Raw genomic sequence first — 24,613 nt, forward strand, 5'->3', positions numbered from 1 at the left:
CGTCAGGCGACCTTCTTCGCGTTCTCGATTGCCTGGGCGAGCGCGTCGACGATGGGAGCGACGCGCGCGTACGAGTAGATCGGTTCGGTCAGGCGCGGCACGACCTGCTTGGCCTTGACGGCGGGCAGCTGCCCCCAGGTCGGCTTGTTGCCGAGGTCGCCGGGTTGCAGGGTGCCGGTGCGGTTGTCCATGAGAATCAGGTCGGCCGGGTACTTGGCGACGTTCTCCCAGCTGAGCGACTCGAAGAAGCCCTGAGAGTCGACCTTCGGGGTGACGAACCGGACGCCCAGCTCCTGGAAGTACCGGGTGTCGCAGCTCCGCTTGGCCTCGGAGACGTAGAACAGGTCCGGGCTGGCGGAGCCGAGCAGCACCCTGATGCCGGGGTTGGCCTTCGCGGCGGCGCGCAGCCGGGCGGACGCCTTCTCGAAGGCGGCCTTCGCGTCGGTGACCTGCTGCGCGTTCAGGTCCGCGCCGAGGGACTTGGCGAGGTCCGCGCGGCGCTGGAGCGCGGCGGGCATGCTCTGGTCGGCCGCCCACAGCGCGACGCTCGGCGCCAGCTTGAGGATCTTGTCCTTGCTGTTGTCCGGCACGAACCAGAGGGCGTCCTTCTGCCACATGTCCGTGATCAGCACGTCGGGCTGGAGCGCGGCGTACTTCTCGACGCTGAACTCGCCGTAGGTGTTGCCGATGATCTCGACCTTGCTGACGTCGAGCCCGCCGGCCTGCACATCGGCCTTGCCGTCCTTGGTCTTCGTCGGACCGAAGACCCCCTTGACCTGGATCCCGTAGTCGAAGAGGGCGGCCGCGGTGCCGGTGTAGGCGACGATGTTCTTGGGGGTCGCCTTGGTCTCGGCCGTCTGACCGCGGTCGTCCTTGAACGACCAGGGGCCCGACTTCGCGCTCGTCGCGCCGCTGCCCGAGGAGTCGCTCTTCTTGCCGCCCCCACAGGCGGTCAGCGCGGCACCGATGCCGATCGCGCCGCCCATGGCCAGCAGGCCGCGACGGGTGGGCAGGGACGCTCGGGCGAGGGGCATGACGGTGTCCGCTTTCGTACGTGAGGTGCCGGGGACCGGCCACTGACTGACGCGAACAAAGGTTAGCCTAACCTCACTCCGTGTCCAGTGCCCACCCCCGCACCCCACCGGCCTCCCGCCCCGTACGGCCAACCATCCCGGCACCGCGCTCCCCGCGGAGTTGGTGGCCGGGCCCGCCAGGGTGGGACGCGCCCTACCTGCCCAGCAGGGAGGCCTGGCGGTGCAGGGGTGCGTAGGTGAAGCGCACCTTGTGCGAGGGGCTCGGCTCGTAGGTGCGCAGGCAGCTCGCGCAGTGCCAGTGCCAGCGGTCGGCGGCGCCCGGTGCGGTGGCCGAGGTGTCCTTCCACAGGGGTGGACGGCTGTCGCAACTGGGGCAGTTCGGGGGGATCACCCTGACAGGGTGCGGCTCCCGGCCCCTCGTACGGGGACGACGCGGGTCCCACCACTCCTTCGGGGGACCCGCCCCGGGCCGGGCGCCCCGGGGGCCGGGCGGGGGCAATTGCCGCCGCCCGACCTCAACCCCTAGGCGGGCAGGCCCAGTTCGCGGGCGATCAGCATGCGCTGCACCTCGCTCGTGCCCTCGCCGATCTCCAGGATCTTGGAGTCGCGCCACATGCGGGCCACCGGGTACTCGTTCATGAAGCCGTAGCCGCCGAAGATCTGCGTGCCCTCGCGGGCGTTGTCGACCGCCACCGTCGAGGAGTAGAGCTTCGCGAGCGCCGCCTCCTTCTTGAACGGCTCGCCGTGCACCAGGCGGGACGCGGCGTCACGCCAGCCCACCCGCGCCATGTGGGCGCGCAGCTCCATGTCGGCGATCTTGAACTGGATCGCCTGGTTCTCGCCGATGGGCCTGCCGAAGGCGTGCCGCTCCTTCGCGTACTTCACCGACTCGTCCACGCAGCCCTGCGCGAGCCCGGTCGCGAGCGCGGAGATCGCGATGCGGCCCTCGTCCAGGATGCGCAGGAACTGGGCGTAGCCCCGGCCCTCTTCACCGAGCAGGTTCGCCGCCGGGACGCGTACGTCCGAGAAGGCCAGCTCGCGGGTGTCCGAGGCGTTCCAGCCGACCTTCGAGTACGGGGCCGCGACCGTGAAGCCCGGCGTGCCGGACGGGACGATGATCGACGAGATCAGCGGACGCCCGTCGTCCTTGCGGCCGGTGACCGCGGTGACGGTGACCAGACCGGTGATGTCCGTACCGGAGTTGGTGATGAAGCACTTCGAGCCGTTGATGACCCACTCGTCGCCGTCGCGCACCGCCGTGGTGCGGGTGCCGCCCGCGTCCGAGCCGCAGTCCGGCTCGGTCAGGCCGAACGCGCCCAGCATCTCGCCCGAGCACAGCTTCGGCAGCCACTCCCGCTTCTGCTCCTCCGTGCCGAACCGGAAGATCGGCATCGCGCCCAGCGAGACGCCCGCCTCCAGGGTGATGGCCACCGACGAGTCGACCCGGGCCAGCTCCTCCAGGGCGATGCCCAGCGCGAGGTAGTCGCCGCCCATGCCCCCGTACTCCTCGGGGAAGGGCAGCCCGAACAAGCCCATGCGGCCCATCTCGCGGATGATCTCGTACGGGAACTCGTGGCGCTCGTAGAGGTCGCCGATCTTCGGCGCTACGACGTCGTGGGCGAACTCCTCGACGGTACGGCGGAGTTCCTCGTGCTCGGGGGTGAGACGGTGGTCGAGGGGCATGGCTACGACTCCTGGTGGGAGAGGGCACGTACGGTGCGGGAGGGGCTGGGGCGGCCCAGCTGTTCGGCCATCCACACGCTGGTGGCGGTGAGCCGGCCGAGGTCGACCCCGGTGTCGATACCGAGGCCCTGGAGCATCCACACGAGGTCTTCGGTGGCGAGGTTTCCGGTGGCGGACTTGGCGTAGGGGCAGCCGCCGAGGCCGCCCGCCGAGGCGTCCACCGTGCTCACCCCGTGCTGGAGGGCGGCGAGCGTGTTGGACAGCGCCTGGCCGTAGGTGTCGTGGAAGTGCACCCCGATGGAACTGGTCGGCACGCCCTCCTCGTTGAGCTCGGCGAGCAGGCTCTGGACATGGGCCGGCGTGGCGACCCCGATGGTGTCGCCCAGGCTCAGCTCGTCGCAGCCCATGTCGAGGAGGGCCTTGGCGACGCGGACCACCTGGTGCACCGGCACCGCGCCTTCCCACGGGTCGCCGAAGCACATCGACAGATAGCCCCTGACGTGTGCCCTCCGCTCCTTCGCGCGGGTCACCACCGGCTCGAACATCGCGAGCGACTCGTCGACCGTCCGGTTCAGGTTGGCCTTGGCGAAGGACTCGGTGGCGCTGGCGAACACCGCGATCCGGTGGGCGCCGAGCGCGAGCGCCCGGTCCAGGCCCCGCTCGTTCGGCACGAGGACGGGGAGCGCCACCCCGTCGAGGTCGCCGAGCAGCGGGAACAGCCGCTCCGCGTCGGCGAGTTGGGGCACCCACTTGGGGTGCACGAAGCTCGTCGCCTCGATGGTGGTCAGGCCCGCCGCGGCCAGCCGGTGCACGAACTCGGCCTTCACCTCGGTCGGCACGACGGACTTCTCGTTCTGCAACCCGTCGCGGGCCCCCACCTCGTGGATGCGGACCCGGGCCGGCAGGTCAGGCGCCGGTACGACCATGGGCAGCGTCATGCGGACTCCTCGGAGGTCGCCGGGGTGACGACGGCCAGGACCTGGTCCATCGCCACCGTCGAGCCGGGGGTGACGTCGAGCTCGGTGACCGTGCCCGCGTGCGGGGCGGAGATGAGGTGCTCCATCTTCATCGCCTCGACCACCAACAGGCCCTGCCCCGCGGTGACCTCGTCGCCGACCGCCACCTTGACGACGGTGACCGTGCCGGGCATCGGCGCGGCCAGGGTGTCGGCGCCGCCGCGGACCGCACCGGTCAGCGCGGCCTCGACGGGGTCGTGGTCGACGACGTGCCAGCTGTCGCCGTCCCGGCCGAGCCAGCCTTCCGCGCGGTGGAAGGTGTGGGTGACGCCGTCGAGTTCGACCGTGACCCGGTCCGCCGCGACGGTCGCCGCCGCCGGGGCGGACCGCGTGACAGGTTCGTGTCCCGCGACGCGCAGGGGGAAGGCGAGCGGCGCCGCCTCGCCGCCCATCCGCCAGCCGCTCGGGATGGAGAACGGGTCGGTCCAGCCGTCGGCGGGCTCGGGCCGCAGCGCGTCGAGTCGGACCGCGGCGGCCGCCGCGTACACCTCGTCGGGCACGCCGTCGGGGACCAGCGCCCCGGCCTCGCGCTCCACCAGGCCGGTGTCCAACTCGCCCGCCACCACGGCGGGGTGGGCCAGCAGGCGGCGCAGGAACCCGGCGTTGGTGGGCACGCCGAGCGTCACCGTGCCGGCGAGCGCGGCGCGCAGCTTGCGCAGCGCGGTGGCCCGGTCCGGGCCGTACGCGATCACCTTGGACAGCATCGGGTCGTACAGGCTGCCGACCTCGGTGCCCTCGCTCAGCCCCGAGTCCGTGCGCACTCCTCCGAGCTCTCGGCTCCGCTCGGGCAGGGGGGACTCCCACTCCCCTTGCGGCTCGCGCAGCGCCAGGACCGTACCCCCGGACGGCAGGAAGCCGCGGGCGGGGTCCTCGGCGCAGACGCGGGCCTCGATGGCGTGGCCGGTGAGCACGATGTCCTTCTGCTCGTACGGCAGTCGCTCGCCCGCGGCCACCCTGAGCTGCCACTCCACCAGGTCCATGCCGGTAATGAGCTCGGTCACCGGGTGCTCGACCTGGAGGCGGGTGTTCATCTCCATGAAGTAGTACGAGGACGGGTCGCTGCCCGGCACGATGAACTCCACCGTGCCCGCGCCCGAGTAGCCGCAGGAGCGGGCGGCCTGGACGGCGGCCTCGCCCATCGCGGCCCGCGTCGCCTCGTCGAGCAGGACGCTGGGCGCCTCCTCGATGATCTTTTGGTGGCGGCGCTGGAGCGAGCACTCGCGCTCGCCGAGGTGGATCACGTGGCCGTGGCCGTCGGCCAGGACCTGGATCTCGATGTGGCGCGGCCGGTCGACCCACCGCTCGACGAGCAGGGTGTCGTCGCCGAAGGAGGCGCGGGCCTCGCGGCGGGCGGCCGCGATCTCGTCACCGATCAGCGCCTCGTCGCGGACCAGGCGCATGCCCTTGCCGCCGCCGCCCGCGCTGGGCTTGAGGAGCACCGGCATGCCGATCTCCCGCGCGGCGTCGGCCAGTTGGGCGTCGGTGAGGCCGCTGCCCGAGGAGCCCGGCACGACCGGCACCCCGGCCGCCCGCACGGTCTCCTTGGCGCGGATCTTGTCGCCCATCAGGGAGATCGCGTCGGCGGGCGGGCCGATGAAGACGAGGCCCGCCTCGGTGCAGGCCCGCGCGAACGACGCGTTCTCCGCGAGGAAGCCGTAGCCCGGGTGGACGGCCTGGGCACCGGTGCGCAGCGCCGCCTCGATGAGCCGCTCGGGGCGCAGATAGCTCTCGGACGCGGCGGCGGGGCCGATGCGGACCGCCGTGTCGGCCTCGCGGACGTGGCGCGCGTCCGCGTCCGCGTCGCTGAACACGGCGACCGAGCGGACGCCGAGCCGGCGCAGGGTGCGGATCACGCGGACCGCGATCTCGCCCCGGTTGGCGACGAGCACTGTCGTGAACATGGGAGCCCTCAACATAGGAGTCGACATGGACGGCGTAGGGGTCGGCGCGGGGGGCCGCGAGGACGGGAGGGGGGTCGGTGTCGATACGAACGCCGTCGTATCTGTCGCGTCCGGAGCGTCCGGCGCGTCCGGCGCGTTCACTGGGTTCGTCCCCTTCGCCCCGTTCGTCGCGCCCGCCGCGTCCCTCACGTCCGTCACATCCGGAAGACGCCGAAGGCGGGGTCGGCGAGGGGGGCGTTGGCGCAGGCGGTCAGGGCGAGGCCCAGGACCTGGCGGGTGTCGACCGGGTCGATCACCCCGTCGTCCCAGAGCCGGGCGGTCGCGTAGTAGGCGTTGCCCTGCGTCTCGTACTGCTCGCGGATGGGGGCCTTGAAGGCCTCCTCGTCCTCGGCGCTCCAGTCGTCGCCCAGCTGGTCCCGCTTGACGGTGGCGAGGACGGACGCGGCCTGCTCGCCGCCCATCACCGAGATCTTGGCGTTCGGCCACATCCACAGGAAGCGGGGGCTGTAGGCCCGGCCGCACATCGAGTAGTTGCCCGCGCCGTAGGAGCCGCCGACGACGACCGTCAGCTTCGGCACCCGGGTGCAGGCCACCGCCGTCACCATCTTGGCGCCGTGCTTGGCGATGCCGCCCGCCTCGTAGTCCCGCCCGACCATGAAGCCCGAGATGTTCTGGAGGAAGACGAGCGGGATGCCGCGCTGGTCGCACAGCTCGATGAAGTGGGCGCCCTTCTGGGCGGATTCGGAGAACAGGATGCCGTTGTTGGCGACGATCCCGACCGGGTGGCCGTGGATCCGCGCGAACCCGGTGACCAGCGTCTGCCCGAACTCCGACTTGAACTCCTGGAAGCGCGAGCCGTCGACGACCCGGGCGATCACTTCCCGTACGTCGTAGGGCGTGCGCGAGTCGACCGGCACGGCGCCGTACAGCCCGAACGGGTCGGCCTTCGGCTCCTCGGCGGGCTCGACCGACCAGGGCAGCGGGCCGCGTGCGGGGAGGGTGGCCACGATGTTGCGGACGATCCTCAGCGCGTGGGCGTCGTCCTCCGCCAGGTGGTCGGTGACGCCGGAGACCCTGGAGTGGACCTCGCCGCCGCCGAGCTCCTCGGCCGTGACGACCTCGCCGGTCGCCGCCTTCACCAGGGGCGGGCCGCCCAGGAAGATCGTGCCCTGGTTGCGGACGATAACGGCCTCGTCGCTCATCGCCGGGACGTACGCCCCGCCCGCCGTGCACGAGCCGAGCACGGCGGCGATCTGCGGGATGCCCGCACCGGACATCCGGGCCTGGTTGTAGAAGATCCGGCCGAAGTGCTCGCGGTCGGGGAAGACCTCGTCCTGCATCGGCAGGAACGCGCCGCCCGAGTCGACCAGGTAGAGGCAGGGCAGCCGGTTCTCCAGCGCCACCTCCTGGGCCCGCAGGTGCTTCTTCACCGTCATCGGGTAGTACGTGCCGCCCTTGACGGTGGCGTCGTTGGCGACGATCACGCACTCGCGGCCGCTGACCCGGCCGATCCCGGCGATCACCCCGGCGGCGGGCGCCTGCCCGCCGTACATCCCCTCGGCGGCCAGCGGGGCCAGCTCCAGGAAGGGCGAGCCGGGGTCGAGGAGGGTGTCCACCCGGTCCCTGGGCAGGAGCTTGCCGCGCGCGACGTGCCGCTCGCGGGACCGCTCGCCCCCGCCGAGCCGGGCGGCCGCGAGCTTTGCCCGCAACTGCTCGCCGAGGGCGCGGTGCGCCGCCTCGTTGGCCCGCCAGGCCTCGGAGGCGGGATCGGCCGCACTCCCCAGGACCGGTGCCTGCTGCATCGTGTCGAGCCCCCTTGCCCGTACGCGGCGTCGTCAACGGATGTTAATGACCGTTAACTCGTTTCCCTCAGGTTAACGAGCGCTAACCGCGTTGTCTAGAATGAATTCCCATGAGCACCCGTACCGACGCCCCTACCCGCCGCGAGCAGATCCTGCGCGAGGCCGCCCGCCTCTTCGCCGAGCGCGGCTTCCACGGCGTCGGCGTCGACGAGATAGGGGCCGCCGTCGGCATCAGCGGCCCCGGCCTGTACCGGCACTTCGCGGGCAAGGACGCGATGCTGGCCGAGCTGCTGGTCGGCATCAGCGGGCGGCTGTACGACGGCGGGCGCAAGCGGGTCACCGAGGCGGCGGGCGACCCCGAGCGGCTGCTCGGCTCGCTCATCGACGGCCACATCGACTTCGCCCTCGACGACCGGGCGCTGATCACCCTGCACGACCGCGAGCTCGACCGGCTGCGCGACAGCGACCGCAAGCTGGTGCGCCAGCTCCAGCGGCAGTACGTCGAGCTGTGGGTCGGCGTCGTGCGCGAGCTGTACCCGCCGGTGCCGGAGGCGGAGGTGCGCGGGGCGGTCCACGCCGTGTTCGGCCTGCTCAACTCGACCCCCCACCTCGGCTCGTACGGCACCGGGCTGCCGGGGCGCGCGGCCACCGAGGCACTGCTGCGCCGCCTGGCGCACGGGGCCTTCGCCTCCCTGGACGCGCGCTGAGCCTCTTCCGCCGCTCGCCGAAACCCCGTCCGGTGCGCGGGACGGCCCGGTCCCGGGCGCGGCGGGCGGGGCAGAATGGCCGCATGCCGATACCCAGCCGTGCCGCCCTCGTCGACCATCTCGTCCGCACCCGTATCGCCGGTGACGTCGCGACGCCCCGCGACAACAACCTCTCCCACTACCGCAAGCTCGCCAACGGCGACCGCCACTACTGGCTGGGCCTGGAGCTGGGGGACCGCTGGGGCGACGAACAGGACGTGCTGGCGGTGATGGCCGAGCGCTGCGGCGTCGTGGACGACCCCGGGCACCGCACCGGCCAGGACACCATCGACCCCGAGCTGACCGTGGACGGCCTGGAGCGGATGGCGGCCCGGCTGCGCAAGGCGGCCGCCGGGCGGGAGCGGGTGCTGTTCGCCACCGGGCACCCCGGCGCGCTCATCGACGTGCACAGCCGGACCGCCGCGGGGTTGCGGGCGGCGGGCTGCGAGATCGTACGGATCCCCGGCGGGCTCACCGCCGACGAGGGGTACGTCGTGCAGTTCGCGGACGTGGCCGTCTTCGAGCGGGGCGCGTCGTTGTGGCACACCCACTCGCCGGAGCCGATGCGGGCGATCCTGACCGCCCTCGACACCCCGCCGGACCTCGTGGTCGCCGACCACGGCTGGGCGGGGTGCGCGGGGCAGCTCGGGGTGGACGCGATGGGGTACGCGGACTGCAACGACCCCGCGCTGTTCATCGGCGAGGCGGAGGGGACGCTGCAGGTGACCGTTCCCCTGGACGACCACGTCCTGGACCCGCGCTTCTACGAGCCCATGACGGCGTACCTCCTGGACGCGGCGGGCCTGGCGTAGCCACCCCCGGACCTCCCCCGCGGGGGCTCCGCCCCCACACCCCCGCTCGCGCCTGAACGGCACTCGTCCTCAATCGCCGGACGGGCTAAAGATGCCAGCACTGGCTAGCCCCAGTACCGCCAGGGGCGCGGGGAACTGCGCGAGAAGCGAGCACGGTCCGCAGATCGAAGGAGTTCAGGGGCGCGGGGAACTGCGCGAGCGGCCACGCACGGCCCGCGGCCGAAGGCGGGTTGAGGGGCGCGGGGAACGGCGCGAAGGCGACTCCCGGGCGCCCCCGGGACTCAGCCGCGGGGGATGCGGACGACGCCCTCCTGGATCACCGTGATCGCCAGACGCCCGTCCGCCGTGTAGATCCGCGCCTGACCGAGCCCCCGCCCCCCGGACGCGGACGGCGACTCCTGGTCGTACAGGAGCCACTCGTCGGCCCGGAACGGCCGGTGGAACCACATCGCGTGGTCGAGCGAGGCGCCCACCACGTCGCCGACCGCCCAGCCGCCGCGCCCGTGGGCGAGCAGCACCGAGTCGAGCAGGGTCATGTCGGAGACGTAGGTCGCCAGGCACACGTGCAGCAGCGGATCGTCGGCCAGCTTGCCGTTCGTGCGGAACCACACCTGCGAGCGCGGCTCGCGCGGGGTGCCGACGGTGCCCCAGGGCGGCGCGTCCACGTACCGCAGGTCGACGGCCGCGCGGGCCTCGATCAGGCGGTCCACCACGCCCTCGTCCCGGAAGGCGGACGCGTACCGCGGCAGCATCTCGGCGGCCGTCGGCAAGGACTCCGGGTCCGGCGCCGGCGGCATGTCGGCCTGGTGCTCCATGCCTTCCTCGTACGTCTGGAACGACGCGGAGAGGTGGAAGATCGGCTGCCCGTGCTGGATGGCGACGACGCGGCGGGTGGTGAAGGAGGCCCCGTCGCGGATGCGGTCGACGGTGTAGACGATCGGCGCGCCCGGGTCGCCCGCCCGCAGGAAGTAGGCGTGCAGCGAGTGCGCCATCCGCTCGGCGGGCACGGTGCGGCCCGCGGCGACCAGCGCCTGGGCCGCGACCTGGCCGCCGAAGACGCGCGGCACGACCGCCGAGCGGGACCGGCCGCGGAAGATGTCCTCCTCGATCCGTTCGAGGTCGAGCAGATCGAGGAGGCTCTCAAGTGCCTGATGCATGAAGGTAGTTGTACCCGAGGACTGCTACAGGCCCATGTCCTTGGCGATGATCGACTTCATGATCTCGCTGGTGCCGCCGTAGATCCGGTTCACGCGGTTGTCCGCGTACAGGCGGGCGATCGGGTACTCGTTCATGAACCCGTAGCCGCCGTGCAGCTGGAGGCAGCGGTCGATCACGCGGTGCGCGACCTCGGTGCAGAACAGCTTCGCGGACGCGGCCTCGGCCGGGGTCAGCTCGCCCGCGTCCAGGGCCTCCAGGGCGCGGTCTGCGACGGCCTCGGCGGCGTCCACCTCGGCCTGGCAGGCGGCCAGCTCGAACTTGGTGTTCTGGAAGGACGCGACCGGCTTGCCGAAGACGGTGCGGTCCTGCACGTACTCCTTGGCGAACCGGACGGCCGCCTTGGCCTGGGCGTACGCGCCGAACGCGATGCCCCAGCGCTCGGACGCCAGGTTGTGGCCCAGGTAGTAGAAGCCCTTGTTCTCCTCGCCGAGCAGGTCCTCGACCGGGACCTTCACGTCGACGAACGCCAGCTCGGCGGTGTCGGAGGTCTTCAGGCCGAGCTTGTCGAGCTTGCGGCCGATCGAGTAGCCCTCGGACTTGGTGTCCACGGCGAACAGCGAGATGCCGTGGCGGCGGTCCTCGGCGGAGGGGGCGTCGGTGCGGGCGCACACGATCACGCGGTCGGCGTGCACGCCGCCCGTGATGAAGGTCTTGGAGCCGTTGAGGACGTAGTGCGAGCCGTCCGCGGAAAGCTTGGCAGTGGTCTTCATGCCCGCGAGGTCGGAGCCGGTGCCCGGCTCGGTCATGGCCAGGGCCCACATCTCCTCGCCGGAGACGAACTTCGGCAGGAAGCGCTTCTTCTGCTCGTCGGTGGCGAGCATCTTGATGTAGGGCAGGCCGAGCAGCACGTGCACGCCGGAGCCGCCGAACTGGACGCCCGCGCGGGCCGTCTCCTCGTACATCACGGCTTCGAACTTGTACGAGTCGATGCCGGCGCCGCCGAACTCCTCGTCCACGCGGATGCCGAAGACGCCGAGCTCGGCGAGCTTGTAGTAGAAGTCGCGCGGCACGATGCCGTCGGCGAACCACTCGTCGTACGCCGGGACGACCTCGGCCTCGATGAAGGCACGCAGGGTCTCCCGGAACGCCTCGTGGTCTTCGTTGAATACCGTACGGCGCACGGACGCCCTCCTCGGCTCGCAGTTTGGCTAAGCGCTTGCTCAGGTTGAAATACGAAGTTACCCGGCGGTCACCGGCACTGTCCAGAGTGAGACTCAGCACTTCTGAGCGCCAGCCAGAGCTCCGTGCGGACGTCCATGTCGTCGAGATCCGTGCCGAGGAGCGCCGCCGCGCGGCCGATCCGCTGGCGGACGGTGTTGCGGTGCACCCCGAGCGCGACGGCGCTGCGGTCCCAACTCCCGTGCAGCGAGAGCCAGGTGCGCAGGGTGGTGCGCAGGGGATCGGTGAGCGGGGCGAGCAGTTCACGGGCGTACGCGGCGGACTCCTCCGGGTCCATCAGCGCCCCGAACCCGGCGGGCCGGTGCCGGGCGAGGGCGACGCGGGTCGCCTCCGCGCGCTCCAGGGCGCGGGCGGCCTGGGTGTCGGCGACGGTCAGGGCGTCCAACGCGGCCGGGGCGCTGACGCCGAGGGTCCAGCCGGGGTGCGTCGTGACCTCGCGGTCCGCCGGTACGAGGGCCCGCACGCTCGGCCCGCCCGGGTCGACCAGCGGGGTCCCGAGGTCCGGCGGGCTCCCCGCGCCGCGTGCGTGCACCACCACCCAGGGCCCCTCCCCGAGCAGCGCCGCCACCTCCGCGGGGCCGCCCCCGAGCATCAGCCGCACCAGTGCGGCCGAACGGGCGGCCTCGTCCGCGCCCTGCCGCTCCGCGGTGAGCAGGGTGAGCAGCACGGCCGCGACACCGGCGATCGTGTGGTCGCCCGGGGCGCGGTGGGGTGCGGCGACGACGAGGGCCGTTCCTCTGGGCTCGGCGAGGGCGTAGGCGGCGAGGTGTGTGCCGTCCACGGTGTCGGTGGCGGTGAGGGCGTGCGCCTTCGGCGAGCTCTCCCCGCCCCGCCCCCTCCCGAGAGCCTCCGGGAGGGGAAGGGGCGCCTGCGGGCCGGTGGGTGCACTGGGGGCCCTGCCCTCAGACCCCCGCTCCTCAACCGCCGGAGGGGCTGGGGCGGGTCGCCTGTCCTCGCCATCCGCCGGAGGCTTTCGGGTAGGGGCGGGGTGGGGGAGGTCCGCCGAAGGCGACACCACCCGCGCCAGTCCCCGCACCCCGGCCCACGCCGGTCCTGACGGGGCAGGCCCCGCCGAGTCCACCACCGCCCCCTCCGGCATCATCAGACCCGCCCACCCCCCGAGCCGCCCCGCCAGCACCCGCAGCACCGCCCCCACCGGCTCGGGGCGGGACGCCGCCGCGGCCAGGCTCCGCTGCGCCTCGCTCACCCGCCGCAACTCGTCCTCGCGGGCCCGCGCCATCAGGAGCCACACCGCCCGCGCCACCCCGGAGAACGTCGTGCGCGGCGGGACCTCCAGGAGCGGCAGGCCGTGCCGGGCGCACGCCTCGACCAGCGCGGGCGGCACCGAGTCGTACACCGGGGCCACCCCGAAGCCCAGCGCCGCCGCACCCGCCGCCACGACCCTGGACACATAGCGCTCGGGGTCGGTGAGCTGGACGCCCGCCGTCATGAGCAGCTCGCCGCCGAGCAGATACGGGTACGGGTCGGCCATCTCCGAGGTGTGCACCCAGTGGATCGCGGCGTCCGCGGGCCCCGCGATCCGGCGGAGGCCGAGGTCCGCGCGGGCCAGCAGCGCGGCGAGCGCGATGGGCGGAGTGGGCGGGGCGGTCGGTTCCGGCATGGTGGACGATCCATCCATCAGCAGCGTCAGGAGTGGAGGAAACGTACACTTCAGCGTTGCTTTCCGGCCACCTAGGGTCGTGCCGACCGGCGGCCGCGGGTACGGGCGGATGTCCCCGCGAACAGCCGACGGAACCTCGATTCCCCCTGCACGACACGCCACCGAGTGAGCGCGAAGGAGGGCCCCCGCATGGCCGTCGACTACACAGTGATCGTCGTCTATCTGGCCGGGATGCTGGCGATGGGCTGGTGGGGCATGCGCCGCGCCAGGTCGAAGTCCGAATTCCTGGTCGCCGGGCGGCGGTTGGGCCCCGCGATGTACTCCGGGACCATGGCCGCCATCGTGCTGGGCGGCGCCTCGACCATCGGCGGCGTGGGCCTCGGCTACAAGTACGGCCTGTCCGGTGCCTGGATGGTGTTCACGATCGGCCTCGGCCTGCTGGCGCTCTCCGTGTTCTTCTCCGCCCGCATCGCCCGGCTCCGCGTCTACACCGTCTCCGAGATGCTCGACCTGCGCTACGGCGGCCGGGCGGGCCTCATCTCCGGCGTCGTGATGTGGGCCTACACCCTGATGCTCGCGGTCACGTCGACGATCGCGTACGCCACCATCTTCGACGTCCTCTTCGACCTGAACCGCACCGTGGCGATCGTGCTGGGCGGCGCCATCGTGGTCGCCTACTCGACGCTCGGCGGCATGTGGTCGATCACCCTCACCGACATGGTGCAGTTCGTCGTCAAGACGATCGGGGTGCTGCTGCTCCTGCTGCCCGTCGCCGTCGTCAAGGCCGGAGGGTTCGGCGCGATGCGGGCGAAGCTGCCCACCGCCTACTTCGACCCGCTCGGCATCGGCGGCGAGACGATCTTCACGTACGTCCTCATCTACACCTTCGGCATGCTGATCGGGCAGGACATCTGGCAGCGCGTGTTCACCGCGCGCAGCGACCGCGTCGCCCGGCTCGGCGGCACCGTCGCCGGTACGTACTGCCTGGTGTACGCGCTCGCGGGCGCCGTCATCGGCACCGCCGCCAAGGTGCTCTACCCGGCGCTGCCCAGCGCCGACGACGCGTTCGCCACCATCGTCAAGGACGAACTCCCCGTCGGGATAAGGGGGTTGGTGCTCGCCGCCGCGCTCGCCGCCGTGATGTCCACCTCGTCCGGCGCCCTCATCGCCTCGGCCACCGTCGCCAACAACGACATCTGGGCCCGGATCCGGGGGAGGGGCGAGGTCAGCGGGACCGACCACGACGAGGTCCGGGGCAACCGGGTCTTCATCCTCCTCATGGGGCTCGTCGTGATCGTCATCGCGACCCGGCTGAGCAGTGTCGTCGAGGGGCTCACCGTGGCCTACGACCTGCTCGTGGGCGGGCTGCTCGTGCCGATCCTCGGCGGGCTGCTCTGGAAGCGCGGCACCGCCGCCGGGGCGCTCGCCTCCGTCGCGGTCGGCGGCCTCGCGGTCGTCGCCCTCATGGCGAGGTACGGAATCCTCGCCAACGAGCCCGTCTACTACGGACTGCTCGCCTCCCTCCTCGCCTACGTCCTGGTGTCGTACGCGACGAAGCCGACCGACGCCGCGGTGCTCGCCGTCTGGCGCGAGCGGCTCGCAGGAGCCGGACCCGGCGCCGGACAGCCGACGGCCGCCGAAGCGGCGCCGGCGCACAGCTAGAGTCACACTGATAAAGCGCATAAATCGCTGAAACGAAGGGCAATTCCGATGAGCAGCAACGAAACGCCGCGCGGTCCGATCGACTCGTCCCGCATCCCGCGGTACGCCGGGCCCGCGACCTTCGCCCGGCTGCCCCGCCTCGACGAGGTCGGCACCGCCGATGTCGCCGTGGTCGGTGTGCCCTTCGACAGCGGTGTCTCCTACCGGCCCGGCGCCCGCTTCGGCGGCAACGCGATCCGCGAGGCCTCCCGGCTGCTGCGCCCGTACAACCCGGCGCAGGACGCGTCGCCGTTCGCGCTCGCCCAGGTCGCCGACGCCGGTGACATCGCGGCCAACCCGTTCAACATCAACGAGGCCGTCGACACCATCGAGGCCGCCGCCGACGACCTGCTCGGCACCGGCGCCCGCCTGATGACGCTCGGCGGCGACCACACCATCGCGCTGCCGCTCCTGCGGTCCGTCGCCAAGAAGCACGGGCCGGTCGCGCTGCTCCACTTCGACGCGCACCTCGACACCTGGGACACCTACTTCGGCGCCGAGTACACCCACGGCACCCCCTTCCGCCGCGCCGTCGAGGAGGGCATCCTCGACACCGAGGCGCTCTCCCACGTCGGCACCCGCGGCCCGCTGTACGGCAAGCAGGACCTGACCGACGACGAGAAGATGGGCTTCGGCATCGTCACCTCCGCCGACGTCTACCGGCGCGGCGCCGACGAGGTCGCCGACCAGCTCCGCCAGCGCATCGGCGACCGCCCGCTCTACATCTCCATCGACATCGACTGCCTCGACCCGGCCCACGCGCCCGGCACCGGCACCCCCGAGGCCGGCGGCATGACCTCGCGCGAGCTCCTGGAGATCCTGCGGGGCCTCGCCTCCTGCAACCTGGTCTCCGCCGACGTCGTCGAGGTCGCCCCGGCCTACGACCACGCCGAGATCACCTCGGTCGCCGCCTCCCACACGGCGTACGAGCTCACCACGATCATGTCCCGGCAGATCGCGGCCGCCCGCGCCTGAGGCACCCGACGGACCGGGAAAACGACCCGCGTCCGCGGCCCGGCGAGCGGGAAGCCGCCGGGCCGCGGACCGAGCTCCACGGAGAGGACGCGATGACCCACGACCACGACGTCGTGCTGCGGCCCACGCCGCGCCAGGTGGCGGCGGCCCTGAACCCCCCGCCCGGACGCAACGGCGGCGACCTGGTCGTCGAGACGCTCCAGGGCCTCGGCGCCACCACCGTGTTCGGCCTGCCGGGCCAGCACGCGCTCGGCATGTTCGACGCGCTGCGCCGCTCGGACCTCGCCTACGTGGGACTGCGGGTCGAGAACAACGCGGGCTTCGCGGCCGACGCGTACGGCCGGATCACCGGCGAGGCGGCCCCGCTGCTGCTGTCGACCGGCCCCGGCGCGCTGACGTCGCTCGCCGCTCTCCAGGAGGCGGCGGCCGCCTCCTCCCCGGTGATCGCGATCTCGAGTCAGGTTCCCACGGCGGGACTCGGCGGCGGGCGGCACGGCTATCTGCACGAGCTGCGCGACCAGAAGGCCTCGTTCCGCGACGTGGTCAAGTCCGTCCACACCGTGCGCAGTCAGTCGCAGATCCCCTCCGCGATCGCGGCCGCGTGGGAGTCGGCGCTGACCGCCCCGCACGGGCCGGTGTGGGTGGAGATCCCGCAGGACGTGCTGCTCGCCGAGACGGCGCTGCCCGTCGTCACCGCGATGGACGCCTACCCCGAGGACCTGCTCCCGCGCCCCGAACTGACCGCCGTGGCGGCCGAGTTGCTGGCGGGCGCGGCCCGGCCGGTGATCATCGCGGGCGGCGGGGTGGTCCGCGCCGACGCCTCGGGCAAGCTCCTCGCGCTCGCCGAGCGGCTCGACGCGCCGGTCGTGACGACCTTCGGCGGCAAGGGCGCCTTCCCCTGGGAGCACCCGCTCTCGCTCCAGTCCTGGCTGGAGGACCGGCACACCACGGACTTCCTGGAGGACGCCGACGTCCTGCTCGTGGTCGGCTCCGGGCTCGGCGAGCTGTCGTCGAACTACCACACCTTCCGGCCGCGCGGCCGGGTCGTCCAGATCGAGGCCGACCTCGGCAAGCTGGAGTCCAACCACCCGGCGCTCGGCATCCACGCCGATGCCCGCATCGCCCTCCAGGCCCTGCTCGAAACCGTCCCGGAGCGCAGCGACGAGAGCGCGGCCGAGCGGGTGCGGGCCGTTTTGGACCGGGTCCGGGCCCGCATCGACGCGCAGGACCTCGGCGAGGAGCGGCGCGTGCTGGCCGCCGTCCGCGAGGCGCTGCCCGCCGGGGCGCCCAGCTTCTGGGACATGACGATCCTCGCGTACTGGGCCTGGTCGGCCTGGCCCGGCGCGATGCACTCGGCGCAGGGAGCCGGAGGGCTCGGCTACGGCTTCCCGGCGGCGCTCGGCGCGGCCGTCGCCGACCCGGGCCGCCCGGTCCTCGCGGTCTCCGGCGACGGCGGGGCCATGTACTCGATCGCGGAGCTCGCCACCGCCCGGCAGTACGACCTGCCGGTCACCTGGCTGATCGTGGACGACGGCGGCTACGGCATCCTGCGCGAGTACATGACGGACACGTTCGGTGAGGCCACCGCCACTGAGCTGGCCCGCCCCGACTTCGTCGCCCTCGCCGAGTCCTTCGGCGTCCCGGCGGTCCGGACGAGCCCGGACACCCTGACCGCCGACCTCTCCAAGGCCCTGGCCGCCCCCGGCCCCTCGGTGGTCGTGCTGCCCGCCCTCCTGAAGATGTTCGCGCCGACGCATCTCTGAGCCCCCGGGCCGGGGAAACCGGCCCGGCCCGGTCCTGGTCCTCACGTCCCGTCTTTGTTGCGGCGGGATGAAATCCGCAGGCCCCCGTGTTGGGGCTTGCGGCAGGACAGGTACCAACGGGAGGAATCACGTGACGGAGGGTGCGCAACAGGGGTGGGCGCGCAGGCTGACCGGGTACGCCTGGCGGTACCGGCGCAATGTGGTGCTGGCCCTCGGGTCCTCGCTCGGCGGCATGGCCGTCATGGCGCTCGTCCCGCTGATCACCAAGGTGGTCATCGACGACGTCATCGGCCACCACACCCGCTCGCTCGCCGTGTGGACCGGGCTGCTCATAGCCTGCGCCGTCGTGGTGTACGGGCTCACCTACATCCGGCGGTACTACGGAGGGCGGCTCGCCCTCGACGTCCAGCACGACCTGCGCACCGAGATGTACGGGACGATCACCCGGCTGGACGGGCGGCGCCAGGACGAGCTGTCCACCGGCCAGGTCGTCGGGCGCGCCACCAGCGACCTCCAGCTGATCCAGGGCCTGCTCTTCATGTTGCCGATGACCATCGGCAACATCCTGCTCTTCGTGATCTCCATCGTGATCATGGCGTGGCTCTCGCCGCTGCTCACCCTCGTCGCCCTCGCCGTCGCGCCCGCCCTCTGGTTCATCGCCAAGCGCAGCCGCACCCGCCTCTTCCCCGCCACCTGGTACGCCCAGGGCCAGGCCGCCGCCGTCGCCGGAGTCGTCGACGGCGCCGTGTCCGGGGTCCGCGTCGTCAAGGGGTTCGGCCAGGAGGACCAGGAGACCGGCAAGCTCCGCGAGGTCGGCCGCCGGCTCTTCGCCGGACGCCTGCGCACCATCAAGCTCAACTCCCGCTACACGCCCGCCCTCCAGGCCGTCCCGGCCCTCGGCCAGGTCGCCATGCTGGCGCTCGGCGGCTGGCTCGCCACCCGCGGCGAGATCACCCTCGGCACGTTCGTCGCCTTCTCCACCTACCTCGCCCAGCTCGTCGGACCCGTCCGCATGCTCGCCATGGTGCTCACCGTCGGCCAGCAGGCCCGGGCCGGAGTCGAGCGCGTCCTGGAGCTCATCGACACCGAGCCCTCCCTCCGGGACGGCACGAAGCAGCTGCCGCCCGACGCCCCCGCGACCGTCGAGTTCGACGACGTGAGCTTCGGCTACGACGACGAGCGGCCCGTCCTGAAGGGGTTCTCCCTCGACATCCGGCCCGGCGAGACCGTCGCCGTGGTCGGCTCGTCCGGCTCCGGCAAGTCCACCGTCTCGCTGCTGCTGCCCCGCTTCTACGACGTCTCGCACGGCGCCGTCCTCGTCGGCGGCCACGACGTGCGAGAGCTGACCCTCGACTCGCTGCGCGCCGCCATCGGCCTCGTGCCCGAGGACTCCTTCCTGTTCTCCGACACCGTCCGCGCCAACATCGCGTACGGAAAGCCGGACGCCACCCAGGAAGAGATCGACAAGGCCGCCCGCGCCGCCCAGGCCGACCGGTTCATCGCCGAGCTGCCCGAGGGGTACGACACCACCGTCGGCGAGCACGGCCTCACCCTCTCCGGCGGCCAGCGCCAGCGCATCGCGCTCGCCCGCGCCATCCTCACCGACCCCCGCCTGCTCGTCCTGGACGACGCGACCTCGGCCGTCGACGCCCGCGTCGAGCACGAGATCCACGAGGCCCTGAAGTCGGTCATGGCCGGCCGCACCACCCTGCTCATCGCGCACCGCCGCTCCACCCTCGGCCTCGCCGACCGCATCGCCGTCCTCGACGGCGGGCGCCTCGCCGCGATCGGCACCCACGAGGAGCTCCAGCGCGACAGCGCCCTCTACCGCCGCCTGCTCACCGACCCCGACGAGCTCGGCGCGGTCTCGCCCGGCCACCTCCCCACCGCCCCCGTCGCCGAGGAGGAGGACCACTCCGTACGGGACGAGCTGGACGCGGAGTTCGACGCCGAGCGCGGCATCACCCCGCCGCTGTGGGTCCGCGAGGACAAGGCCGAGTCGGCGGCCCCCGGCGGCATGCCTTTCCCCAAGCTCTCAACTTCGTTCGAGCAGGGGAGACCCCAATCCCCCGAACTGCTCGCCCAGGTCGAGGCGCTGCCGCCCGCCACCGACACCCCCGGCATCGACGAGGCCAGGGCCGTCCAGGCCGAGGACTCCTACGGCCTGCGCAGGCTGCTGCGCGGCTTCGGCCTTCCCCTGCTCGTCAGCCTGCTCCTCGTCGCGGTCGACGCGGGCATGTCGCTGCTGCTGCCGGTCCTGATCCGGCACGGCATCGACCAGGGCGTCACCAAGCTCGCGCTCGGTGCGGTGTGGGCCGCCGCCGGGCTCGCGCTCGTGACCGTCGCCGTCCAGTGGCTCGCCCAGACCGGCGAGACCCGGATGACCGGCCGCACGGGCGAGCGCGTCCTCTACACCCTGCGCCTGAAGATCTTCGCCCAGCTGCAGCGGCTCGGACTCGACTACTACGAGCGGGAGTTGACCGGCCGGATCATGACCCGCATGACGACGGACGTGGACGCGCTCTCCACGTTCCTCCAGACGGGCCTGGTCACCGCGTTCGTCTCCGTCGTCACCTTCTTCGGCATCATGGTGGCGCTGCTCGTCATCGACCTCGAACTCGCGCTCGTCGTCTTCGCGACGCTTCCGCTGCTGGTCGTCGGCACGTACGTCTTCCGCAAGAAGAGCGTGCGGGCCTACGAGCTCGCCCGCGAGCGGGTCTCCGTCGTGAACGCCGACCTCCAGGAGTCGGTGTCGGGCCTGCGCATCGTGCAGGCCTTCCGGCGCGAGCACGACGGGGCCGAGCGGTTCGCCGGGCGCAGCGACCACTACCGCCAGGCGCGCGTACGCGGCCAGTGGCTGATCTCGGTGTACTTCCCGTTCGTGCAGCTGCTCTCGTCGGTGGCCGCGGCCGCCGTGCTGATCGTGGGCGCGGGCCGGGTCGACCACGGCACCCTCACCACCGGTGCCCTGGTCGCCTACCTGCTGTACATCGACCTGTTCTTCGCCCCCGTGCAGCAGCTCTCGCAGGTCTTCGACGGCTACCAGCAGGCGGCCGTCTCGCTCAAGCGCATCCAGGAACTCCTCCAGGAGAAGACCTCCACCGCCGAGGCCCCCGAGCCGCTCGACGTCCTGTCGCTGCGCGGCGAGATCGCCTTCGAGAACGTCGACTTCGCGTACGGCGCCCCCGACGGGCCCGACGAGCCCGAGGAGGCGCTCAGCGCGGTCGACCTGCGGATACCCGCCGGGCAGACCGTCGCGTTCGTCGGCGAGACCGGCGCGGGCAAGTCCACCCTGGTCAAGCTGGTGGCCCGGTTCTACGACCCGACGGGCGGGCGGGTCACCGCCGACGGCACGGACCTGCGCGACCTGGACATCACCGCCTACCGCCACCGGCTCGGCGTGGTCCCGCAGGAGGCGTACCTCTTCGAGGGCACGGTCCGCGACGCCATCGCGTACGGCCGTCCCGAGGCGAGCGACGCCGAGGTGGAGGCCGCGGCCCGCGCGGTCGGCGCGCACGACATGATCGCCACGCTGGACGGCGGCTACCTCCACGAGGTCGCCGAGCGCGGCCGCAACCTGTCCGCCGGGCAGCGCCAGTTGATCGCGCTGGCCCGCGCCGAGCTGGTCGATCCGGACATCCTGCTGCTCGACGAGGCGACCGCGGCCCTCGACCTCGCCACCGAGGCGCAGGTCAACCAGGCCACCGAGCGCCTCACCGGCCGCCGCACCACGCTGGTTGTCGCGCACCGCCTGACCACGGCGGCCCGCGCGGACCGGGTCGTCGTGATGGACCACGGCCGGGTCGTCGAGGACGGCACCCACGACGAGCTCCTCGCGCTGGACGGCACGTACGCCCGGCTGTGGCACACGTTCATCGGCACCCCCGAGCCCGCCCGTACCGCGGGCTGAGCCGGGCGCGAGTCCGAAGGCGGTGCCGAGAACCGTCGGGAGCCCTCTCGCGTCCCACCCCACAGACGCTCAAGTGGCGGAAGGGTGCAAGCGTGTTCGGTGGGGTGGGCGGCAGGAGGCTTCTGGGGCCGTCGCTGGCGGTGGCCGCGGCGGCGGGCGGGCTCGTCGTGTTCGGGCCGGTGAGCGGCGGCGCGGACGCGGCGGCGGCGTGTGCCGGGCGGCCGGTGCGGACGGTCGGGTTCAGCACGGGCGAGCTGCGCCTGTACAAGGGCAACGGGTACGCGTGCGCGGTGACCGCCGCCAAGAACCCCGGTGCCCGGCGCCAGATGTCGGTGACGATCCAGGCCCGCGGCGGCGCCCCGGCCGGCGACTCGGGCGCCTATACGCGGCTGGCGGGCCCGGTGACCGTGCACTCCGGCGGCCGCTGTGTGCGGGCGACCGGGTCGGTGGCGGGGAGTTCGGCGGAAACGGGCTGGGTCTGCTGACCGGCGCATGGCCGTGTGAAGGCCGCTGTGGAGATCAACCGGGTCTGGCGGGGCGGGTGTTGCCCCCGCTAGGTTCGCGGAACCACGTTCCGATCCACAGGGACTCCACAGGGGAGTGTGCATGCGCAAGGCGCTCAGATGGCTGCTGTCGCTCGTCGTGCTGATAGGCACGATGACCGCGACGGGAGCCGCGGCGGGGACGGCCACCGCCGCCGAGCCGGACATCAAGGATCGCATCCTGGCGATACCCGGGATGAGCCTCATAGCCGAGAAGCCGTACAACGGCTACCGCTACTTCGTATTGGGCTTCACCCAGCCCGTCGACCACCACAACCCGTACAGCCGGGCCACCTTCCAGCAGCGGATCACCGTGCTGCACAAGGACACCGACCGGCCGACCGTCATGTACACCAGCGGCTACGAGGTCTCCACGACGCCCGGCCGCAGCGAGCCGACGCAGATCGTCGACGGCAACCAGGTCTCCGTCGAGTACCGCTTCTTCCCGATGTCCCGGCCGCAGCCCGCCGACTGGTCCAAGGACGACATCTGGCAGGCGGCCAGCGACCAGCACGCCATCTACCGGGCCCTCAAGCCGATCTACCGCAAGAACTGGCTGACCACCGGCGGCTCCAAGGGCGGCATGACCGCCACCTACTACAAGCGGTTCTACCCGCGCGACATGGACGGCGTCGTCGCGTACGTGGCCCCCAACGACGTGGTGAACAACGAGGATTCGGCCTACGACCGCTTCCTCGCGACGGTCGGCACCAAGGAGTGCCGCGACAAGCTGGCGGGCGTGCAGCGCGAGGCGCTGGTGCGGCGGGCGCCCCTGGAGAAGAAGTACCAGGAGTACGCCACCGCCAACGGCTACACCTTCACCACGGTGGGCACCCTGGACAAGGCCTACGAGGCGGTCGTGCTCGACTACGTCTGGGGCTTTTGGCAGTACCACCTGCTTGCCGACTGCTCCACGATCCCCGCGGACGCGCCGCACGCCACCGACCAGGCGATCTGGGACTCCGTCGACACGATCTCCGGCTTCTCGTTCTACACCGCCCAGGGCCTTGCCCCGTACACGGCGTACTACTACCAGGCCGGTACGCAGCTCGGCTCGCCCACCATCAAGCAGCCCTGGCTCGGCAACCTGAGCCGCTACGGCTACCAGCCGCCGCGCAACTTCGTGCCGCGGGACATCCCGATGCGGTTCCAGCCGTGGGCGATGCGGGACATCGACACGTGGGTCAAGCACCACGCCGACCACATGCTGTACGTGTACGGCTCCAACGACCCGTGGGGCGCCGAGCGGTTCTCGCTGGGGGCGGGGGCCCGGGACTCCTACGTCTACACGGTGGCGGGGGGCAACCACGGCTCCAAGGTCGCGATGCTCGCGGCCGACCAGAAGGCCTCGGCGACGGCTTCCATTCTCCGCTGGGCGGGCCTGGCCTCCGCGCCGGTGCGGCCGCAGGCCACGTTCGACGCGAAGCTGGACGCGACCCCCTTGACGAGGGAGCCCACCCTGCGCCCCTGACCCTGGGCGCCTCCAGCCCTGGGGCCCTAGCCCCGGGGCCCTGACCCTGGACACCCCGGGGGCCCCTGACGCTGGGGGCCACACCCGGAGCCCCTAGGACCGGGCCACACCCCGGGGCCCACAGCCCCGAGGATCCACACCCCTGGGGCTCCGCCCCAGACCCCGGAGGGTTCCCCGCCCCGCCCCTTCCCGAGACCCTCCGGGGGTTGGGGAGGGGCGGGGGCCGACCCCTCACCCGCGGACCGTGCGTGGCCGCTCGCGCAGTTCCCCGCGCCCCTAAAGGCTTCCTCGGCCGCGGACCGTGCGTGGTTGCTCGCGCAGTTCCCCGCGCCCCTGGGTATGTCGGGCCTCGCGGAGTGCCGAGGTGCGCTCCCCGGACCCTTCGGGCTGCGGGCCGTGCGTGGCCGCTCGCGCAGTTCCCCGCGCCCCTCAGCAGTACGGTGCTGGTCGGCATGGGCAACCTCAGCCCGTCCGGCGTTTGAGGACGAGCGCCGTTCAGGCGCGGTACGGGGTCTGGGGCGGAGCCCCAGGAGTTCTGGTCAGTCCTTCAACCCCCGGAGGGTCTCGGGAAGGGGCGGGGTGGGGAAACGTCACGCGCGCCTCGCGCAGCCCACTGGGCCCTGGCCGCCCGTCAGTTGGACGTACAGCGTGGTCGAGGCGGGACACCCCGCCCGGCTAGGGGCGGCCGAGACGACCCGGTACTGGGGAGCCCGCCCCCCGGACCCGTCACACGCGGTCTCCCGAACCTCGTCCACCCCCGCCGCGTACACACAGTCCCCCACCACGGTGTACGGCCCACCCCCCTGCCCCGGATCCCCCGGATGCGGCGGCTCCAGGTTCCGCATGCAGGCGTAGCCCCGCGATCCATCACCACCCCCGGCCGACGCCACGTACAGCACGAAGTCCGTGGGGAGCGGGCAGTCGACGGCCGCCCCCTTCGCCGTCGCCCCCACCCGCCGCACCAGCACCTTCGCCACCGCCCGCTCGCTCGTACAGGGCACCTCGTGGAAGTCCTTGGTGTCGCCCGCCGCGCCCTCGCGCGAGGCGCACCCGCCGGTGGGAAGGAAGGTCGCCGCGGGGCCGGGCGCGGAGGAGGAGGCCGTCGACAGGTTCCCCTCCGTCGCCGAACCGCCTCCCGCCGCGTCCCGGCATCCCAGCGCCGTGAGCAGCAGCAGGCACCCCAACCCTGCCAAACGGTACGTACGCATACGACCCCCCAGAACCCCCCGGATACAACCC

General features: G+C 72.5%; 18 protein-coding genes. 8 read left to right on the forward strand and 10 right to left on the reverse strand.

Annotated features, from left to right (window positions below; translation table 11 throughout):
* Positions 1 to 2 precede the first annotated feature (2 nt).
* From AC07F3_RS06070 to AC07F3_RS06095, 6 genes are all read right to left on the reverse strand, one after another.
* The gene (locus AC07F3_RS06070; RefSeq protein WP_479110938.1) at positions 3 to 1,034 is read right to left on the reverse strand and encodes an ABC transporter substrate-binding protein; all 1,032 of its coding nucleotides are present in this window, start codon (positions 1,032 to 1,034) and stop codon (positions 3 to 5) included.
* Between the two features lie 193 nt (positions 1,035 to 1,227).
* Positions 1,228 to 1,425, reverse strand: coding sequence for a hypothetical protein (locus AC07F3_RS06075; protein ID WP_479110940.1), 198 nt, complete (start codon positions 1,423 to 1,425; stop codon positions 1,228 to 1,230).
* 131 nt (positions 1,426 to 1,556) lie between these two features.
* Positions 1,557 to 2,717: an acyl-CoA dehydrogenase family protein gene (locus tag AC07F3_RS06080; protein WP_479110942.1), complete on the reverse strand. Its 1,161-nt coding sequence runs from the start codon at positions 2,715 to 2,717 to the stop codon at positions 1,557 to 1,559.
* 2 nt (positions 2,718 to 2,719) lie between these two features.
* Complete coding sequence (locus tag AC07F3_RS06085; RefSeq protein ID WP_479110944.1) at positions 2,720 to 3,655, reverse strand: hydroxymethylglutaryl-CoA lyase; 936 nt, start codon at positions 3,653 to 3,655, stop codon at positions 2,720 to 2,722.
* Positions 3,652 to 5,634 (reverse strand): acetyl/propionyl/methylcrotonyl-CoA carboxylase subunit alpha, encoded by a 1,983-nt coding sequence (locus tag AC07F3_RS06090; protein WP_479110946.1) that lies wholly within the window; start codon positions 5,632 to 5,634, stop codon positions 3,652 to 3,654. The genes AC07F3_RS06085 and AC07F3_RS06090 overlap by 4 nt, the downstream gene beginning before the upstream one ends.
* A 194-nt stretch (positions 5,635 to 5,828) precedes the next feature.
* The gene (locus AC07F3_RS06095) at positions 5,829 to 7,436 is read right to left on the reverse strand and encodes a carboxyl transferase domain-containing protein (RefSeq protein ID WP_479110948.1); all 1,608 of its coding nucleotides are present in this window, start codon (positions 7,434 to 7,436) and stop codon (positions 5,829 to 5,831) included.
* A gap of 110 nt (positions 7,437 to 7,546) precedes the next feature.
* Between AC07F3_RS06095 and AC07F3_RS06100 the strand changes: the two genes are divergently transcribed.
* On the forward strand, positions 7,547 to 8,143 hold the full coding sequence (locus AC07F3_RS06100; protein ID WP_469838609.1) for an SACE_7040 family transcriptional regulator: 597 nt from the start codon (positions 7,547 to 7,549) through the stop codon (positions 8,141 to 8,143).
* An 83-nt stretch (positions 8,144 to 8,226) separates the two neighbouring features.
* Entirely contained in the window at positions 8,227 to 8,994 is a 768-nt protein-coding gene (locus AC07F3_RS06105) for a phosphatase (protein WP_479110950.1), read from the forward strand.
* Between the two features lie 281 nt (positions 8,995 to 9,275).
* Here the strand turns inward: AC07F3_RS06105 and tesB are convergent, their stop codons facing one another.
* The 3 genes from tesB to AC07F3_RS06120 all read right to left on the reverse strand — a co-directional run bounded on the left by tesB (position 9,276) and on the right by AC07F3_RS06120 (position 13,012).
* Positions 9,276 to 10,151: an acyl-CoA thioesterase II gene (tesB, locus tag AC07F3_RS06110; RefSeq protein WP_479110952.1), complete on the reverse strand. Its 876-nt coding sequence runs from the start codon at positions 10,149 to 10,151 to the stop codon at positions 9,276 to 9,278.
* Positions 10,152 to 10,175: 24 nt separating this feature from the next.
* Positions 10,176 to 11,333, reverse strand: a complete 1,158-nt coding sequence (locus AC07F3_RS06115; RefSeq protein WP_479110954.1) for an acyl-CoA dehydrogenase family protein — start codon at positions 11,331 to 11,333, stop codon at positions 10,176 to 10,178.
* 68 nt (positions 11,334 to 11,401) lie between these two features.
* Complete coding sequence (locus AC07F3_RS06120; RefSeq protein WP_479110956.1) at positions 11,402 to 13,012, reverse strand: PucR family transcriptional regulator ligand-binding domain-containing protein; 1,611 nt, start codon at positions 13,010 to 13,012, stop codon at positions 11,402 to 11,404.
* 189 nt (positions 13,013 to 13,201) lie between these two features.
* Here AC07F3_RS06120 and AC07F3_RS06125 point away from each other — a divergent pair, with 189 nt between their 5' ends.
* From AC07F3_RS06125 to AC07F3_RS06150, 6 genes are all read left to right on the forward strand, one after another.
* Positions 13,202 to 14,674 carry a sodium:solute symporter family protein gene (locus AC07F3_RS06125; RefSeq protein WP_479110958.1) on the forward strand — a complete coding sequence of 491 codons (1,473 nt, stop codon included), beginning with the start codon at positions 13,202 to 13,204 and terminating at the stop codon, positions 14,672 to 14,674.
* 48 nt (positions 14,675 to 14,722) lie between these two features.
* Complete coding sequence (gene speB, locus AC07F3_RS06130) at positions 14,723 to 15,688, forward strand: agmatinase (protein ID WP_479110960.1); 966 nt, start codon at positions 14,723 to 14,725, stop codon at positions 15,686 to 15,688.
* 92 nt (positions 15,689 to 15,780) lie between these two features.
* Complete coding sequence (locus AC07F3_RS06135) at positions 15,781 to 17,451, forward strand: thiamine pyrophosphate-binding protein (protein ID WP_479110962.1); 1,671 nt, start codon at positions 15,781 to 15,783, stop codon at positions 17,449 to 17,451.
* A gap of 130 nt (positions 17,452 to 17,581) precedes the next feature.
* Positions 17,582 to 21,361 (forward strand): ABC transporter ATP-binding protein, encoded by a 3,780-nt coding sequence (locus AC07F3_RS06140; RefSeq protein WP_479110964.1) that lies wholly within the window; start codon positions 17,582 to 17,584, stop codon positions 21,359 to 21,361.
* A gap of 92 nt (positions 21,362 to 21,453) precedes the next feature.
* Entirely contained in the window at positions 21,454 to 21,846 is a 393-nt protein-coding gene (locus AC07F3_RS06145; protein ID WP_479110966.1) for a hypothetical protein, read from the forward strand.
* 121 nt (positions 21,847 to 21,967) lie between these two features.
* Positions 21,968 to 23,374, forward strand: a complete 1,407-nt coding sequence (locus AC07F3_RS06150; RefSeq protein WP_479110968.1) for a S28 family serine protease — start codon at positions 21,968 to 21,970, stop codon at positions 23,372 to 23,374.
* Between the two features lie 590 nt (positions 23,375 to 23,964).
* Here the strand turns inward: AC07F3_RS06150 and AC07F3_RS06155 are convergent.
* A complete protein-coding gene (locus AC07F3_RS06155; protein ID WP_479110970.1) occupies positions 23,965 to 24,582 on the reverse strand; it encodes a hypothetical protein in 618 nt (205 codons plus the stop codon).
* Between the last annotated feature and the right edge of the window lie 31 nt (positions 24,583 to 24,613).

This window comes from Streptomyces sp. NPDC045846, assembly GCF_056431605.1.